Genomic DNA, 16083 nt, shown 5'->3' with positions numbered 1-16083 from the left:
CGGCCATGCGAAACGAGCCCGCGCTCTGGCTGTTCGCCGACCAGCTCGGGCCGCACTTCCACCGCACCCCCGAGCAGCGCGACCGCGACGTGCTGCTGATCCGCTCGGCCGCGGCCTTCGCCGGCAAGCCGTTCCACCGGCAGAAACTGCACCTGGTCCAGGCCGCGCTGTACCGGCTCGCCGAAGACCTCGGCGACCGCGTCACCTTGGTCGACGCCCCGGACTACCGCACCGGCCTGCGCCGCTTCGGGCGGCCGGTCGTCGTGCACGAGCCGACGTCGCACGCCGCCGACGCCTTCGTCCGGCGGTTGCGCGACGAAGGCGTCGTCACGGACATCCTGCCGACGCCCGGCTTCGTGCTGTCCAAAGAGGACTTCAAGACCTGGGCCGACGGCCGCGCGCGGTTCGTCATGGAGGACTTCTACCGCGACCAGCGGCGGAAGTTCGGCGTGCTGCTCGAACCGGACGGCGGGCCCGCGGGCGGGCACTGGAACTACGACCACGACAACCGGCAGCCGCCGCCGAAGACCACCCGGCTCGACGTGCCCGCGCCCTGGCACCCGCGGGAAAACGAGATCGACGATCGCGTCCGCGCGGAGCTCGACGAAGCCGAGCGGGCGGGGAAGATCCACCCGGTCGGCGTCGACGGCCCGCGCCGGTTCGCCGTCGGTCACGACGAAGCGGACCGTGCCCTGCGCCGGTTCCTCGAGCACCGCCTGCCCGTTTTCGGCCCGAACCAGGACGCGATGCTCACCCACGACTGGGCGATGGCGCACGCGCTGCTCTCGGTGCCGCTCAACCTCGGCCTGCTCGACCCCGTCGACGTCGTGCGGCGGGCCGAGGAGCGCTACCGGGCCGGCGACGCGCCGCTGAGCAGCGTCGAAGGGTTCGTCCGGCAGGTGCTGGGCTGGCGCGAGTGGGTGTGGCACCTGTACTGGTACCAAGGGCCGGACTACTTGCGGCGCAACGCTTTGCGGGCGCACCACGAGCTGCCGGACTGGTGGCGTTCCCTGGACGCGGACGCCGTCGAAGCGGCCTGCCTGCGCACCGCGCTCGCCGGGGTGCGCGACCGCGGCTACGCCCACCACATCGAGCGCCTGATGGTGCTCGGCAACCACGCGCTGCAGCGCGGGTACGACCCGGCCGAGCTGAACCGCTGGTTCGCCACCGCCTTCGTGGACGGGTTCGGGTGGGTGATGCCGGCGAACGTGATCGGCATGAGCCAGTACGCCGACGGCGGGATCGTCGGGACCAAGCCGTACGCGGCCGGCGGGGCCTACATCAACCGGATGAGTGACCATTGCCCCGGTTGTGTCTTCGACCCGAAGAAGCGGACCGGGCCGGACGCGTGCCCGTTCACCGCGGGCTATTGGGCGTTTCTCGACCGCAACGCCGGTCGGCTGCGGGACAACCACCGGATGCGGCAGCCGTTGCGGGGCCTGGAAAGGCTCGCTGACCGTGACGAGGTCGTCGCCCGTGAGGCTGACCGTCGCCACTTCTGATTTCACACCATTGTGTAGCTAGCCGGACGGGCTTCGCTCTTTTACGGTGATTGCCTCCCTTTCCCCGGCGAAGGCGATCCTCGTGCCCGACGCAGACCAGCGCGCTGGCGTGCTGTCCAAACGCGCTCTGGTGACCGCGTCCCACGCGGTCGAGCGCGCGGCCCTCGCCGAGGGGTCGGGCGCCGACACCGTGGTGTTCGCGCTGTTCCAGCGGCTGCCGTACTTCGAACGAGAACGTGACGTCTACGCGCGGATCGCCCGGAAAGCGGCCGTCACGGTCGTCGGCATGGTCGACTCCGGCCGGCCCGACCTCCCGCACGGCGTCACGCCGGTGCTGTTGCGGCCCGACGAGCCGATGGCGCGGGAGTGGTCGGTCGCGGTGCTGTCGCCGACGTTCGGGGCCTCGGTCGTCGCGCAGGACATGGACGAGGTCGACCCGAACGCGTCCTCAGTCGAGCGGGCGCGCCTGTTCCGCGGCCGCTGGGGCCTGCGCCGGGACGAGGCGTACGCGGAGGTCGTCCGGCTGCGTGACGCCATGGGCGACCGGCTGCCCCCGGCGGTCCGGCGGACGGTCGGCGAGGTCCTGGCCTCGGTGGAAACGCCCGCGGCGGTCGACATCGAGAGCCGCGCCGAGGCGGCACTGCGGCACGTCGCCTCCCGGCTGGACGACGCGCGCGCTTCGGCGCCGGCGGTCCCGGGCCCGGCCGTCGACCCGGACACGGGGCTCGAAACCTTGGCGGGCCTCACGCGGTGGCTCGGCGACGCGACCGACACGGTCCCGCTCGGGCTGGTCCTGGTCGCGGTGGACGACCTGACGGCGGTCGAACGGCGGTACGGCACCCGCATCCGGATGCACACCGAGCAGAACATCGCGGACCTGCTCCGCGCGGGACTGCGCCCGCTCGACCGCGCGGTCCGGCTCGGGCCGGGGGAGTTCCTGGTGGTCCAGCCGGCGGTGCCGGGCGCGGAGCTGACGTCCCGCAGCCGGCACCTGGAACGCCGCCTGGCGGCCCTGCACGCGACGTACCCGTTCGTGGACCTGCACCCCCGCACGACGACGCTGCTGACCCGCCGGCGCCCGTTGCCGCTGCAGAAGCTGCGTGCCCAGCTGCGCGAGATCCCGGCGGTGACGCTGTGGCCGCCGAACCAGGGGTCGCTCCCGATCGCGCCGGAGCGGCAGGGCATGGCGGCGGGCGTCTGGTTCCGCTGACGGCGGCTTTCGTATAACGACCTATACAGACGCCGTGTGGACACCTCGACTTCCGGCCCGGCTGAGTGCCGAAACCGCCGCGGCAACCGCGAAGAGTCCGCAAGCCACACCCGTCGCCACCTGCACCCCCGCGGTGCACGCCGCCCGCGCGGCCGCCGACAACCCCTCCGCCGCGAACTCCCGCGCCGCCGCCTCCGCCTGGACCGGACCCGCCGTCGCCAGCCGGGCCGCCTGAGCCGGCACTCCCGGCGGCACCACCAGCCGCGCCGCGTACACCGTTGCCGCCAGCGAACCGAACGCCGTCGTGCCCAGGCCCGCGCCCAGCTCGTACCCCGTCTTCTCCACCGCCGCCGCGCCGCCGGCGTGGCCGGGCGGAGCCGCCGACAGCAGCGTGTCCGTGCTCGACGTCAGCGCCAGCGCCATCCCGAACCCCGACCCGACCAGCGCCGCACCCAGCCACCACGACGTCAACCCGCCCGCCGCCGGCACCGCCAGCGACGACCCCGCCACCGCGAACCCCGCGGTGCGAACCCGTGCGTTGCCGAACCGGCCGAGCAGCGCCGGCGCCGTCACGCTGCCCACCGCCGACGCGCCGAGCACCAGCAGCAGCCGCGCCGCCGCGGCCGTCGGGGACAGCCCCAGCGCCACCTGGAGGTACTGCGCCAGCAGCACCCCGAGTCCCACCAGCGTGCTCATCACCAGCAGCACCCCGCCCACCGCGCCCGGCACGCCCGGGCGGCGGAACAGCGCCAGATCCAGCAACGGTGCCGCAGCGGAACGCTGGCGCAGCACGAACAGTCCCAACAGGACGCACCCGGCCACGCCGGCGAGAACGCCGCCGCCCGACGGCCCGGCGGCGAACGCGATCCCGAGCACGCCGCCCGCCGCGAGGACGGCGCTGAGCGCGTCCCACGGCCGCCGCCCGGGCGGCGACCGCGGCAGCCAGCGCAGCGCCGCGACCACCGCCACGAGGATCACCGGCGGGTTCACCAGGAACGTCGCCCGCCAGCCCCACGCCTCGACGAGTACGCCGCCGAGCACCGGCCCGAACACCGAGCCCGTCCCGGCGACGCCGCTGCACACCGCGATCGCCGTGCGCCGCCGCCGCTGGTCGGGGAACAGCTCCCGCAGCAGCGACATCGTCACCGGCATGATCATCGCGCCACCGCAGCCGAGCGCCGCCCGGGCGGCGAGCAGCGCCGGGACATCCGGGGCGAACGCGCAGCTGAGCGAGGCCACGCCGAACACCGCGTAGCCGGTGACCAGCACGCGCCGTCGTCCGAAGCGGTCGCCGAGCGTGCCGAACGGCAGCAGCAGCGGCGCCGCCGTGAGCGGGTAGATCGCCACGATCCACACCTGCGCCGCCGCGCCCGGGCGCAGGTCCCGGACGAGGTCGGGGAGCGCGACGTGCAGCACGGTCGCGTCCACGGCCACCAGGAACAGCCCCGCGCCGAGGACGGCCAGCAGCGACCGCCTCACAGCAAGCTCGCGAGGTGCCGCGCGACGACGTCGACGTGCGGCGGGTCGACCACCGAGAGGTGGTGCGCGGGCACCGGCACGATCTCCAGCCGCGGGCACAGGTCCGCCCAGCCCGCGGCGAGGTCGGAGCGGGAGTAGCGCGGCTCCATGGCCAGCCCGGCGGCGTACGGCTCGGTCGCCCGGTAGAGCACCACGCGGCCGTCGTAGCGGCGCGGGACCCCGCGTTCGGCCGCGAGAGTGTCCAAAAAGGACTGGCGTTGGTGCCGCAGGACACCGGGGCCGAGCAGCCCGGCCTCGGCGACCCGGCGCATGGTGAGCTCGATCTGCTCCTCCTCGGGCAGCGGCGCGAGCTCGTCGTGCCCGAGCCGGACCGGGCGGCCGTACGTGCCTTCGACGTAGCCGGTGAACCGCAGGAACCGCCGCGCCGACGACGCCCGCGGGTCGAGGCCGGGTTCCGGCAGCGGCAGCATGGTGTCGACGAGGGCGACGAGCTCGACGTCTTCGCCTTCGTCGGCGAGCCGGGTCGCGACGCCGTAGGCCAGCGCGCCGCCGAACGACCACCCGGCGAGCCGGTAGGGCCCGCGCGGCAGCCGCGCGCGGACCAGCGGCAGCAGCCGTTCGACGCGGTCCTCGATGCTCGTGCCGGGCACGCGTTCGAAGCCGAGGCACGGCACGGCGGCGGGCAGGCGGTCGAGCAGCGGCCGGTAGACGGTGCACGTGCTGCCGCCGGGGTGGAACAGCAGCAGGGGCGCGGTGCCCGGGTCGCCGGGGGTGAGGACGTGCACCGGGCCGCGGGCTTCGCGCGTGTCGAGGACGGCGCGGGCGACGTCGGCGATGGCGGCGAGGGAGTCGTGCCGGAGCAGGTCGGCCGCGTCGATCGGGGTGTCGAGTTCGGTGGAGAGGTCGGTGGCGAGGAGCTGGGCGAGACGCTCGTCGAGGTGGACGCGCGGGCCCGGGTCCTCGCCGGTGTGCCGGCGCCAGAGCCGCAGGACGAGGCGGTCGGCGGCGTCCCAGGCGCGGCCGCGGGCGGGCCGGGGGAGTTCGCCGTCGCGGGGAGCGAGGTCCCGGTTGAGGTCGGCGAGGGTGGCGCCCCGCAGGACGGCGGCGGTATCGGGTTCGGCGCCGAGTTCCCGCCGGACGGCTTCGCGGATCCGGTTGGCCATGAGGGAGTCGAGCCCGAGGTCGACGAGCGGGGTATCGGCATCGAGGCGGGCGGGGGCGAGCCCCATGACCGCGGCGACGATCTCGGTGAGCCGGTCGCGGGCGGTGAGGGGTGCGGCGCCGACTCGGCCGCTGGTGGCGGCGAGCGGCCGGTTGGGGTGTTCGGCCGCTGCGCCTCCACGGCCGAGCAGCAGCTCGGCCTGAGTGGCGAGCGGGTCCGCAGCGGCCGCCTGAGTGGCGGCGAGCGAGGTGCCGCCATGGCCGGGCTGTCGTTCCGCCCTCCCGGCGGCCGGGTTCGTCACCCGAGCTGTCGCCGACACATCCGTGTACCAATGCCGTTCGTGCCGCCACGGCATCGGTGGCACGTCCGCCAGCCGCGCGCCGTCGTCCGGAGCGCTCACCGTGATCCGCGTTCCCGCGCAGTACAGCTCCGCCGCGGCCGCGCCGAACGCGCGGATCTCGTCCTGTCCCCGGCGCAGTGTGCCCGTCACCACCGCGTCCTTGATCCCCACCGCTTCGAGCGTGCGCGCCAGGGAACCGCGCAGGATCGGGTGCGGCGACAACTCGACGAACACGCGGTGCCCGTCCGCGGCCGCCGCCGTCACCGCCTGGCGGAAGCGGACCGGGCGGCGGACGTGCGCCGCCCAGTAGTCCGCGTCGAAGTCCGGCAGCGAGCGCGGGTCCGTCAGCACCGTGTCGTACCACGGCACCAGCGGCCGCCGCCCGCCCAGCTCGGCCAGCGCGTCCCGCAACGCACCCAGGATCGGGTCCACCGACGACGAATGCCCGGCGACGGACACCGGCAGCCGGCGCGCGGTTCGCCCCGAAGCCGTGAGCGACGCGACCAGCGAGTCCAAAGTGGACATCTCCCCGGCCACCGTCAGCTGCCCCGGCGCGGCGTCGACGGCCAGCTCCACCCCGCTCGGCAGTTCCGACGGCGACAGCGGGACGGCGGCCATCGCGCCGCCCGCACCGAGCGTGCCCAGCAGCCGCGCGCGGGTGGCGACCAGGTGGACGGCCTCGTCGGCGGTCAGCACCCCGCTCACCACGGCCGCGGCCGCCGAGCCCAGCGAATGCCCGACTACGGCGGCGGGCCGGACGCCGAGCGCCTCCCACCGCGCGGCCAGCGCGACCTGCGTCCCGAAAATCGCCAGCTGGGTCTCGGGCAGCGTCAGACGATCCGAGCCGAGCAACGTTCGCAACGACCGTCCACTGTGCTCGGTGAACGGGTCGCCGAGCTTGTCCACCTGCGCCGCGAACACCGCTGACGAAGCCAGCAGCCCGCGGCCCATCCCGGTCCACTGCGAACCGTGCCCCGAGAACACGAACACCGGACCCTCATCGGGCACCGCGGTTCCCGTCGCCGCACCCGCGGGCCGGGGATCGGCGTCGACGGCCCGCAGCAGGGTGGCGAGCTCGGCGGTGTCCCCGGCGACGAACGCCGCCCGGTGCCGCTCGTCGTTGTCGCGCCGGAACAACGTGTGCGTGACGTCGGCGAGGGACCGTCCCGGCGCCGAGTCCAGCCAGTCCGCCAGCTGCGTCGCGCGTTCGGCGAGCCGGTCGCGGCTGCGCGCGGACAGCAGGCCGATCCGGACGCCGGCACCCGGCGAAGGAGTACCGATCGGCGCGGCCTTTTCGAGGACGACGTGGGCGTTGGTCCCGCCGAACCCGAACGCCGAGACCCCGGCGGTGGCGCGCCCGGAGTACGACGGCCACGGCGTCGGTTCGGTGACCACCTTCAGCCGCAGGTCGTCGAACGCGATGTGCGGGTTCGGCGCGGTGAAGTGCAGCTGCGGCGGCAGTTCGCCGCGGCTCAGCCCGAGCACGACCTTGATCAGCCCGGCGATCCCGGCGGCCGCCTCCGCGTGCGCGATGTTCGTCTTGACCGACCCGACCAGCAGCGGGGCGCCGGGGGAGCGGCCCGCACCCAGGACCGCGCCGAGCGCGCCGGCCTCGATCGGGTCGCCGAGCAGGGTGCCGGTCCCGTGCGCCTCCACGTAGTCCACGGTGGACGGATCGAGCCCGGCGCCGCGGTAGGCGTCGCGCAGCATCGCTTGCTGGGCCACGGGGTTCGGGGCGGCCAGCCCGTTGGAGCGGCCGTCCGAGTTGACCGCCGACGAGCGGATGACGGCGAGCACGCGGTCGCCGTCGACCTCGGCGTCGGCCAGCCGCTTGAGCACGACGACGCCGCAGCCCTCGGCGCGCGCGATGCCGTCCGCGCCGGCCGAGAACGTCTTGCACCGGCCGTCGCCGGCGAGCAGCCCCGCGGCGGCGAACGCGGCCGTCGGCCCCGGCACCAGCATGAGGTTAACCCCGGCGGCCAGCGCCAGGCCGGCTTCACCGTCGCGCAGGGCGCGCACGGCGTGGTGCACCGCGACCAGCGACGACGAGCAGGCCGTGTCCACCGCCATGCTCGGGCCGCGCAGGTCGTAGACGTAGGACAGCCGGTTGGCGGCGATGCTGCCCGCCGCGCCGGTCGCCGTCCACAGGTCCGGGGCGGCACCGGCGAGGGTCAGGTGGCCGTAGTCGTGGGTCGAGATCCCGGTGAAGACGCCGGTGCGGCTGCCGCGCAGCGACGCCGGGGCGATTCCGGCGTGCTCGAGGGCCGCCCAGGCGACTTCGAGGAGCATCCGCTGCTGGGGGTCCATGGTCGCGGCTTCGCGCGGGGTGATGCCGAAGTGCTCGGCGTCGAACCCGGCGACGTCGTCGAGGAAGCCGCCGGTGACCGGCGCGGCCTCGGCGTCCCAGCGGCCCGGCGGCGCCGTCCGGACGGCGTCCCGCCCGGTGCGCAGCAGGTCCCAGAACTCCTCGACGCCGTCGGCGCCGGGCCAGCGGCAGCCGAGTCCGATGACGGCGATCGGGTCGGTCCGGCGCCGGTCGGCGGGCGGGGCCTCCGGCTCGTCGCCCGAGGTGAGGCTGCGGACGAGGTGGTCGACGGTCGGGCTTTCCCACAGCAGCGTCGCGGGCAGCCGCGTGCCGACCAGGTCTTCGAGGTCGGCGGCGAGGCCGACGGCCTGGCGGGAGGACAGGCCGTAGTCGGCGAGCGGGCGGTCCGGCTCGACGTCGGTGCCGGTGTGTTCGGCGAGCAGCTCCAGGAGCCGTTGGCGCAGGTCGGGGTTTCTCATCGCGCCAAGGCCTTTCCGTAGTCGCCGGCCAGGTAGCGGTCGCGGCAGGCGGCGCGCGCGATCTTGCCGCTGGAGGTGCGCGGCACCCGGCCGGCCGGGACGAGCAGCACGTCCCGCAGGGACAGCCCGTGCGCGTCGGAGACCAGCCGCCGGACCGCGACGCCGAGGGCGCGTTCCGCGTCCTCGGTCAGGATGTCGTGGGTGCGGTGTTCCGCGACCACGACGACGGATTCGGTGTCGGCACCGGTGACGGCGAAGGCGGCGACGCTGCCCGGGCGGATGGCGGGGTCGGCCGACGCGGCCGTCGCCTCGACGTCCTGGGGGTAGTGGTTGCGGCCGTCGACGATGATGAGGTCCTTGATCCGGCCCGCGATGTACAGCTCGCCCTCGTGGCGGACGCCGAGGTCGCCGGTGCGCAGCCACGGGCCCTCGGGCAGCCCCGGGTGGTCGCCGGCGAGGCGGGCGCCGAAGGTTTCGGTGCTCTCCAACGGCTTTTCCCAGTAGCCGGCGCCGACGTTCGGTCCGTGGACCCAGATTTCGCCGACCCCTCCGTCGGCGAGGGCTACGGCGGTGTGCGGGTCGACAAGGGCGACCTGCTGACCGGCCGGGACTCCGCACGCGACGAGCCGGATGCCGGTTCCGCCCGGTCGCGCGGTCCCGGTCGCGAGGGCGTCGCGGTCGAACGTCGTGACCTTCGGGGCCGTGGCCGGGCCGGTGGTGACGAAGACGGTCGCCTCGGCGAGGCCGTAGGCGGGGCGCGTCTTCTCGGGCGCGTACCCGGCGGCGGCGAACGTCGTGTGGAAGCGGTCGAGGACGTCGGGGTTGATCGGCTCGGCGCCGTTGATGATCGCCGCGACGGCGCCGAGGCGCAGGCGTTCCGGCTCGCGCACGCGCGTCGCGCAGTAGTGGAAGGCGAAGTTCGGCGCGGCGCTCCACGCGCCCGGGTGGTCGCCGAGCAGTTCGAGCCAGCGGACCGGGCGCTCGATGAAGGCGAGGGGGTCCATCAGCACCGACCGCAAGCCCAAGGCGAGGGGCGTGATCAGGCCGAGGACGAGCCCCATGTCGTGGAACAGCGGGAGCCAGGACACCGTGGTGGCCGTCTCCGGGTCGAGGCCGAGGCCGCGCACGACCTGGGCGACGTTGGCGAGCACGGCGGCGTGCGTGAGCACCACGCCGGCCGGGCTGCGGGTCGAACCGGACGTGTACTGCAGGTAGGCGACGTCGTCCGGCGACGCCTCGGGAGCCGGCCACGAGCGCGTGGGACCGGGGCGGTCGGCGGCGATGACCGGGACGGCGCCGTCGAGGAAGTCCGCCACCGCGGCGTGGGCGGCGGTGGTCGTGACGACGGCCGCGGGCGCGCAGTCGTCGAGCACCGCGGCGAGGCGCCCCGCGTGGCCGGGCAGGCCGGGGTCGAACAGCGGCACGGCGATCGCGCCCGCGGCGATGGCGCCGAGGAACCCGGTGACGTAGTCCGTCCCCTGCGGGCAGAGCACGGCCACGCGGTCGCCGGGCCGGACCGGCAGCGCGGCCGCGACGGCGTCGACGCGCTCGGCGAGCCGCCGCCAGGTCAGGCCGCGCCGGCGCCCGGCGGGGTCGGCGGCGAAGTCGAGGAAGGTCACGGCGGGCTCGTCGGGCGTCGCCGCCGCCCAGTGGCGCAGGCAGGCGGTGAGGGTGCCGCCGCCGAGGTGCTGCAGGGACATCGGGGTTCTCCTTGCGGTTCAGCGGTTTCAGCGGCCCAGCCGCGGGCCCGCGTGCTGCCACGCGGCGACGGCCAGGGTGTCGAGGTCGAGGCCGGTCGCTCCGGCGTCGCGGAGCACGAGCAGCACGTCGTCGGCGGCGATGGCGACGGTGCGCAGGCTCAGCCCGGTGGTCTGGCCGGGCAGGCTCAGGACTTGCCGGTAGGACACGGTTTCCGCGCCGGGCACGGCGGGTGGGGTGGCGAGGGTGAGCGTCGAGACGGTCGGGAGGTCCCCGTCGTCGACGGTGACCTGGGCGCAGCGGCGCGCCTGTGCGGTCCAGGCGGTGAGATCGGTGCGGGTGCGGGCGAGGAGTTCGGACAGCTGCCCACCGGGGACGGTTGTCTGGAAGCCGCGGGCGGTCGCGCGGCCGCCGGGGAGCAGCCGGCCGCGGACGACGGCGGTGCAGCCGTCGTCCTTGTCCGTCGTGGACGGTGCTTCGGGCACGTCGAACTCGGTGCGGGCGGGGGTGCCCGGGATCGCTTCGGCGGGCAGCAGCGCGGCGGACGGAACCGCCGGCGGCGGTTTCGCGGTGGATCCGGAAATGGTCGTCGCCGCGGCGGCGGCGATCAGGAGGACGGGGACAAAGCGAATTTTGGCAGCCATGGACTTCCCTTTCGGGAGCGTTCTCGAGGGGTTCGCGGTCCCCGCACTGGGACCCTTCGGCGAGGAGGCGTCCGTGGACGGCCGGGCCGGGCGGCAGGGGAAGGCTACGACAGGTAATCGGTTACCGGAAGGGCCTCAAGATTCCGTAAACGCACCGCGTGTACCCGGCGTGACCTGCGGAATGGCTGGTTACTCATGAGTCAACCCCAGCGGTGTGGCACGGGCGTCCGACTTTGGTCACGCTCGGTGGTCATCGACTCACCCTGATGGGGGAGTTCGTTTGCCTCCCATTCACATTGTCCGGCACCGGACAATTGCGTTTTCGTTTCCCACTCCGCTAGCTTGGCCGCACACCCCGAGACATTTTTCGGGTGATCGCCGTCACTTTCCCGGGAAAGGAAAACGCATGCGCATATCCGCGAGGTGGCTGCGGTGCGCCGCGGTGCTGCTCGCCGTGGCGGGCACGCTGCCCGGCACGGCCGCCCGGGCCGCGACGGGCGGGCCGGACGCCCGCGCCGACGACGGCTCGCACGTCGTCGCCGTGTCCACTGTGGACGGAGACGCGCGGGTGGTCGACCTGACCGTGCGCTCGACCGGCGTCGGCGGCTACGCGATGGTGCGGCTGATCCTGCCGCGCGACTGGGCGGCCGAGCCGGACCGGAAGTGGCCCGCCGTCTACCTGCTCGCGGGCGAGACGCGGCTGCAGGACTACCGCGGCTGGAGCGCCAACACCGACATCCGGAGCCTCGCCGACGACGCGGACGTCCTCGTCGTCATGCCGGGCGCGGGGCCGGCCGGGTTCTTCACCGATTGGTGGAACTACGGCAAGGACCTCGCGCTCAACCAGTGGGAGACGTTCACCGCCGTCGAGCTGCCGCAGCTGGTCGACCGCGGCTACCGCGGGGACGGCCGGCGCGCGGCGGCCGGGCTGTCGCTGGGCGGCTACGGCGCGATCGAGCTCGCCGCGCGCCGGCCGGGCGTGTTCCGCTACGCCGCGTCGTACAGCGGGAACCTCAACCCGGCCGGCCCGACCGGCGAACTGCTGACCGACGCGATCGTCGCGTCGGCGCACCTCGACCCCGAAGCGCTGTGGGGCGACCGCCGTCGCGAATCGGCGCGCTGGGAGGCGCACGACCCGGTCGTGAACGCCGATCGGCTGCGCGGCACGGAGCTGTTCCTGTCGGCGGGCAACGGCCTGCCGGGTCCGCTCGACGCGCAGCTCCCGGTCGACGTGCTGCCCGGGGCGATGCTGCTGGAGTTCCTGTGCGGGAGCCAGACCACGGCGATGGCCGGCCGGCTGCGCGCGCTCGGCGTCCCGGTGACGGCGGACCTCTACGGGCCGGGCACCCACCAGTGGGCGTACTGGCAGGAAGAGCTGCACAAGACGTGGCCGCGGATGCTGGCGGTGGTGGCGTCGTGAAACCGTCCTATGTGGTCACGGGGGCGTCGAGTGGGATCGGCCGCGCGTGCGTGGCGGAGCTGGTCCGCCGCGGCGCGCACGTGTGGGCGAGCGTTCGCACGGACGGGGACGAGAAGGAGCTGGACCGCGCCTACGGCGACGCGGTGAGCGTGCTGCGGATGGACCTGCGGGACGCGGAGTCGATCGCCGAGTGCGGCGCGCGGGTCGCGGCGGCGGGCCCGGTGCGGGGGCTGGTGAACAACGCCGGCCTCGCCCGGCCGGGACCGCTGGAGTACGTGCCGCTGGCGGCGTTCCGCGAGCAGCTGGACGTGAACGTGACGGGCCAGCTCGCGGTGACCCGCGCGATGCTGCCGGCGCTGCGGATCGCCCCGGTGGCGCGGGTGGTGACGGTCGGCTCGATCGGCGGCCGGATCGCGGGGCCGATGGTCGGGCCGTACCACACGTCGAAGTTCGCGCTGGTGGGCTTGACGGACAGCCTCCGCGCGGAGCTGGCCCCGGAGGGGATCGAGGTGATCCTGGTCGAGCCGGGCGCGGTGGCGACGGCGATCTGGTCCCGAGCGCGAGAGGCGGCGGAGGAGGTGCGCGCGACGCTGCCGCCGGCGGGCCTCGAGAGGTACGGCGAGCAGCTGGCGGCGGCGGAGCGGAGTGCGTCGCGGTCGGCACGGACGGGGGTAGCGCCCCGGCGGGCCGCGGAGGTGGTGGTGCGCGCGTTGACGACCCGCCGTCCGGCGCCGAGATACCTGGTCGGTGCGGACGCGCGGCTGGCGGCGGTGCTGGCGAGCTTGCCGTTCCGCCTGCGATACCGCTTGACGGCGGCGAAGCGATGACGGCGGTCGCAAGGTTTGCCCGGCGGTCGCAGCGCGCACCGGCGGATCGGCTCGGCCGGTCGCGGTTTGCGCGGGCGGTGGCGTGCCGGATTCCCCAGCGGCCGATTCCCCCTGCGGTGGCGAGGCCCGGCTGCCCGTGGCCCCGCCGCGCGGCGGCGATGCGGCGGCTCGCTCCGGCGGATCGGGTTGGCGGGCTGCGTTTTGCGCGGGCGGTCGCGGGCCGGATTCCATCGGCGCCGGCGACGAGGTTCGGCTGCCCACAGCCCCACCGCCCGGCGGCGAAGCGATGAGCCGCCGGGTCGTCATCATCGCGCCCGGGTCGCGCGGGGACGTCCAGCCCTGCGTCGCGCTCGGGCGGGGGCTCGCCGCCGATGGTGACCAGGTCCGCGTCCTCGCCGCCCCCGCCTTCGAACCCCTCGTCACCGCGCACGGCCTCGACTTCGGCCCGCTGTCGGCGGATCCCGGCGAAGTGCTCGACTCGGCCGCCGGCCGGGCCTGGACCGCCGGACGCCGCCCGCTCGCGTTCCTCACCGGTCTCCGCGAAGTCCTGCGGCCGGTCCTCGACCGCCTGCTCGCCGACGTCCACGCCGGGACGAAAACCGCCGATCTCGTGCTCGCGCCGACCCTCGGCTTCCTGGGCACCCACCTCCCCGTCCCGAACGTCGAACTCCACTACCAGCCCGGCATCCCGACGCGCGCCTTCCCGCATCCGCTCCTCCCGTGGGCCGCGAAGCTGGGACCGTGGGGCCGCCACCTCAGCTTCACCGCCGTGGACGCGCTGGCCGGGCACCTCCTGCGTCCCGAGCTCGACCGCTGGCGCGCCGAAACCCTCGGCCTCTCCGGAAAACGGCCACGCCGCGATTCGCCGGTCCTGTGCGGCTTTTCCGATGCCGTCGTGCCGCGGCCACCCGACTGGCCGGCCCGGGTCCACGTCACCGGCTACTGGTTCCTCGACGCCGACCCCGGCTGGCGCCCGGACCCGCGGCTGCGCGACTTCCTCGCCGCGGGACCGCCGCCGGTGTACGTCGGGTTCGGCAGCATGCGCGCGACCGAGGAGACCTTCGCCCTCGCGCGCACCGCCTTGCGCCAAGCCGGCCTGCGCGGTCTGCTCGGCACCGACGCGGACTTCGCCGACGACGATCTGCTGACCGTCACCGACGTCCCGCACGACTGGCTGTTCCCGCGCACGGCCGCGGTGGTCCACCACGGCGGCGCCGGAACGACCGCGGCCGGGCTCCGGGCCGGCGTCCCGGCGCTCGTGTGCCCGGTCTTCGCCGACCAGCCCTACTGGGGCGACCGCGTGTACCGGCTCGGCGCGGGACCCCGCCCGCTCGGCGACCTGGCCGGCCTGCCGGCGAAACTGCAGGAGCTGACCGGCAACCCGCTCTTCCGCCGGGGCGCGCAGTACGTCGCAGCCCGGCTGCGCCACGAGAACGGCGTCGCCCACGCCTGCTCGGTCCTGCGAGAGGTCTAGGAGCCCGCCCGCTCGACGGCCTTCACCAGCGCCCGGAGCGCGGCCACCTCCGCGGCCAGGGCACGCAAACCGGCCCGGCTCGGGAGCCGTTCTGCGATCATGAAGCCGTGAAGCCACGCCGCTGGAACCCCGACACCGTCGCACCGCCGCTGGGGCGGTACAGCCACCTGGCCGAGGTGCCGCCCGGGCACCGGCTGGTCTTCCTCGCCGGCCAGCTCGGCGTGGCACCGAACGGCACCCTCGCCGACGGCGCCGAAGCGCAGGGGCGGCAGATCTTCGCCAACGTCGAGGCGCTCCTCACCGCAGAGGGAGCCGGGCCGGAGCACCTCGTGAAGCTGCTGACGCTGGTCGCGGGCACCGAGCACCTCGCGGGGTACCGCGCGGCGCAGGCCGAGGCGTTCGCGAAGTGGTTCCCGGACCAAGACTTTCCCGCGCAGACCCTGGCGGTCGTGGCCGCGCTCGCCGGGCCGGGCTACGCGGTCGAGGTCGAAGCGATCGCCGCCGTGCCCGCCTAGGCGAAGATCGCCAGCGCAAGTCCCGTGCCGATGATCAGCGCGCACGCCGCGATCGTCGTGCGCCGGTAGTGGAGGATCAGCGCCGCGAACTCGCGCAGCAGGGCGCTCGGCAGGAAGTAGCGGGCCGTCGGTGCTCCCGCCGCGTCGAACGGGAGGCCCAGGCGGCGGCACTCCACCGCCGTCCGGAACACGTGGTAGTTGCTGGTCACCGCCAGGACCCGGGGCGGGCGCACGCCGCCGGGCAGCAGCTCCGCCGAGAACGTCAGGTTCTCCTCGGTCGTCGTCGCGCGGTCTTCGCGGCGGATCCGCTCGGGCGGGATTCCCCGCGAGGACAGGTATTCGTCCATCGCCGCGGCTTCGGTTGTCGTCTCGCCAGGCCCGCGGCCGCCGGACACCACCAGCAGCGGGGGCGCCGGTTCGCGTTCGTACAGCCGGATCGCGCGGTCGAGCCGGGCGGCCAGCAACGGCGTCACGCGATCGCCGTCCAGGCCGCAGCCGAGCACGATGATCGCGTCGAAGCCCGTGCGGCGCCGCAGCCTGCCGTAGAGGATCGAGTACCCGAGCAGGGACGCGAACAGGAACCCGAAGTAGCACGCGAGCACCGTCGCCGTCGCCACCAGGGCCGAGCCCCAGCGGCCGAGCGGCACGAAAAGCAGTCCCTCGAGCACCAGCATGCCGACGCCGAGCAGGAACGAGAGCAGGTTCGCGAGACTCCGGCCTTCGCGCCGCACCATCCGGACGCCGTTCACGACCAGCGCCGCCGGCAGCAGCAGCGCCACGATCGCCACCACACCGGCCAGGATCGGGGTCAGCCACTCCAGGTGCAGGGCCGCGCGCAGCAGCCACAACCCGGCCAGCAGCAACGCCACGCCGAGCCAGACGGCGTTGCCGAGCCGGCGCGGCTCGCGGAGCAGCCGGATCGCGAACACCACCAGGGCCGCCGTCGCGCCACCGGGCAGCACGGCATCGGTGACGCTCACCCGGCCTCCCCTTCCCTCGAAGGGGCCAAGGTAGAGCACGCGGACCCG

Annotated in this window: 11 protein-coding genes; 6 read left to right on the top strand and 5 right to left on the bottom strand. The window is 74.9% G+C overall.

Going from position 1 to position 16083, the window contains the following annotated elements; translation table 11 throughout:
• The first annotated feature begins 5 nt into the window (after positions 1-5).
• Both ABZ342_RS18295 and ABZ342_RS18290 read left to right on the top strand, forming a co-directional pair.
• Positions 6-1502, top strand: a complete 1497-nt coding sequence (locus ABZ342_RS18295) for a cryptochrome/photolyase family protein (RefSeq protein ID WP_360474193.1) — start codon at positions 6-8, stop codon at positions 1500-1502.
• A gap of 82 nt (positions 1503-1584) precedes the next feature.
• The gene (locus ABZ342_RS18290) at positions 1585-2712 is read left to right on the top strand and encodes a DICT sensory domain-containing protein (RefSeq protein ID WP_155543794.1); all 1128 of its coding nucleotides are present in this window, start codon (positions 1585-1587) and stop codon (positions 2710-2712) included.
• Between the two features lie 21 nt (positions 2713-2733).
• On the opposite strand, the gene ABZ342_RS18285 is transcribed toward ABZ342_RS18290, so the two are convergent.
• From ABZ342_RS18285 to ABZ342_RS18270, 4 genes are read right to left on the bottom strand one after another with little or no spacing between them, the layout of a single operon-like run.
• Entirely contained in the window at positions 2734-4191 is a 1458-nt protein-coding gene (locus tag ABZ342_RS18285) for an MFS transporter (protein ID WP_360474191.1), read from the bottom strand.
• A complete protein-coding gene (locus tag ABZ342_RS18280) occupies positions 4188-8477 on the bottom strand; it encodes a beta-ketoacyl synthase N-terminal-like domain-containing protein (protein ID WP_360474189.1) in 4290 nt (1429 codons plus the stop codon). The genes ABZ342_RS18285 and ABZ342_RS18280 overlap by 4 nt, the downstream gene beginning before the upstream one ends.
• Entirely contained in the window at positions 8474-10177 is a 1704-nt protein-coding gene (locus tag ABZ342_RS18275; RefSeq protein WP_360474187.1) for a fatty acyl-AMP ligase, read from the bottom strand. The genes ABZ342_RS18280 and ABZ342_RS18275 overlap by 4 nt, the downstream gene beginning before the upstream one ends.
• Positions 10178-10204: 27 nt before the next feature.
• The gene (locus tag ABZ342_RS18270; RefSeq protein WP_360474185.1) at positions 10205-10819 is read right to left on the bottom strand and encodes a hypothetical protein; all 615 of its coding nucleotides are present in this window, start codon (positions 10817-10819) and stop codon (positions 10205-10207) included.
• A 406-nt stretch (positions 10820-11225) separates the two neighbouring features.
• Between ABZ342_RS18270 and ABZ342_RS18265 the strand changes: the two genes are divergently transcribed.
• From ABZ342_RS18265 to ABZ342_RS18250, 4 genes are all read left to right on the top strand, one after another.
• The gene (locus tag ABZ342_RS18265) at positions 11226-12239 is read left to right on the top strand and encodes an alpha/beta hydrolase family protein (protein ID WP_360474183.1); all 1014 of its coding nucleotides are present in this window, start codon (positions 11226-11228) and stop codon (positions 12237-12239) included.
• Entirely contained in the window at positions 12236-13066 is an 831-nt protein-coding gene (locus ABZ342_RS18260; protein ID WP_360474181.1) for an SDR family NAD(P)-dependent oxidoreductase, read from the top strand. Before ABZ342_RS18265 ends, ABZ342_RS18260 begins: the two co-directional genes overlap by 4 nt.
• A gap of 286 nt (positions 13067-13352) precedes the next feature.
• On the top strand, positions 13353-14540 hold the full coding sequence (locus ABZ342_RS18255; protein ID WP_360474179.1) for a glycosyltransferase: 1188 nt from the start codon (positions 13353-13355) through the stop codon (positions 14538-14540).
• Positions 14541-14647: 107 nt separating this feature from the next.
• A complete protein-coding gene (locus ABZ342_RS18250; protein WP_360474177.1) occupies positions 14648-15055 on the top strand; it encodes a RidA family protein in 408 nt (135 codons plus the stop codon).
• Here the strand turns inward: ABZ342_RS18250 and ABZ342_RS18245 are convergent.
• Complete coding sequence (locus tag ABZ342_RS18245; RefSeq protein WP_360474175.1) at positions 15052-16035, bottom strand: YdcF family protein; 984 nt, start codon at positions 16033-16035, stop codon at positions 15052-15054. The two genes, ABZ342_RS18250 and ABZ342_RS18245, sit on opposite strands and share 4 nt — an antisense overlap.
• Between the last annotated feature and the right edge of the window lie 48 nt (positions 16036-16083).

The organism is Amycolatopsis sp. NPDC005961, assembly GCF_040629235.1.
Taxonomy (GTDB): domain Bacteria; phylum Actinomycetota; class Actinomycetes; order Mycobacteriales; family Pseudonocardiaceae; genus Amycolatopsis; species Amycolatopsis camponoti.
This window is presented reverse-complemented; position numbering and strand designations above follow the sequence as displayed.

Coding starts and splice junctions, on each gene's coding strand:
- ABZ342_RS18295 (WP_360474193.1), top strand. CDS start 6: ATGCGAAACGAGCCCGCGCTCTGGCTGTTCGCCGACCAGCTCGGGCCG.
- ABZ342_RS18270 (WP_360474185.1), bottom strand. CDS start 10,819: ATGGCTGCCAAAATTCGCTTTGTCCCCGTCCTCCTGATCGCCGCCGCC.
- ABZ342_RS18275 (WP_360474187.1), bottom strand. CDS start 10,177: ATGTCCCTGCAGCACCTCGGCGGCGGCACCCTCACCGCCTGCCTGCGC.
- ABZ342_RS18255 (WP_360474179.1), top strand. CDS start 13,353: ATGAGCCGCCGGGTCGTCATCATCGCGCCCGGGTCGCGCGGGGACGTC.
- ABZ342_RS18280 (WP_360474189.1), bottom strand. CDS start 8,477: ATGAGAAACCCCGACCTGCGCCAACGGCTCCTGGAGCTGCTCGCCGAA.
- ABZ342_RS18265 (WP_360474183.1), top strand. CDS start 11,226: ATGCGCATATCCGCGAGGTGGCTGCGGTGCGCCGCGGTGCTGCTCGCC.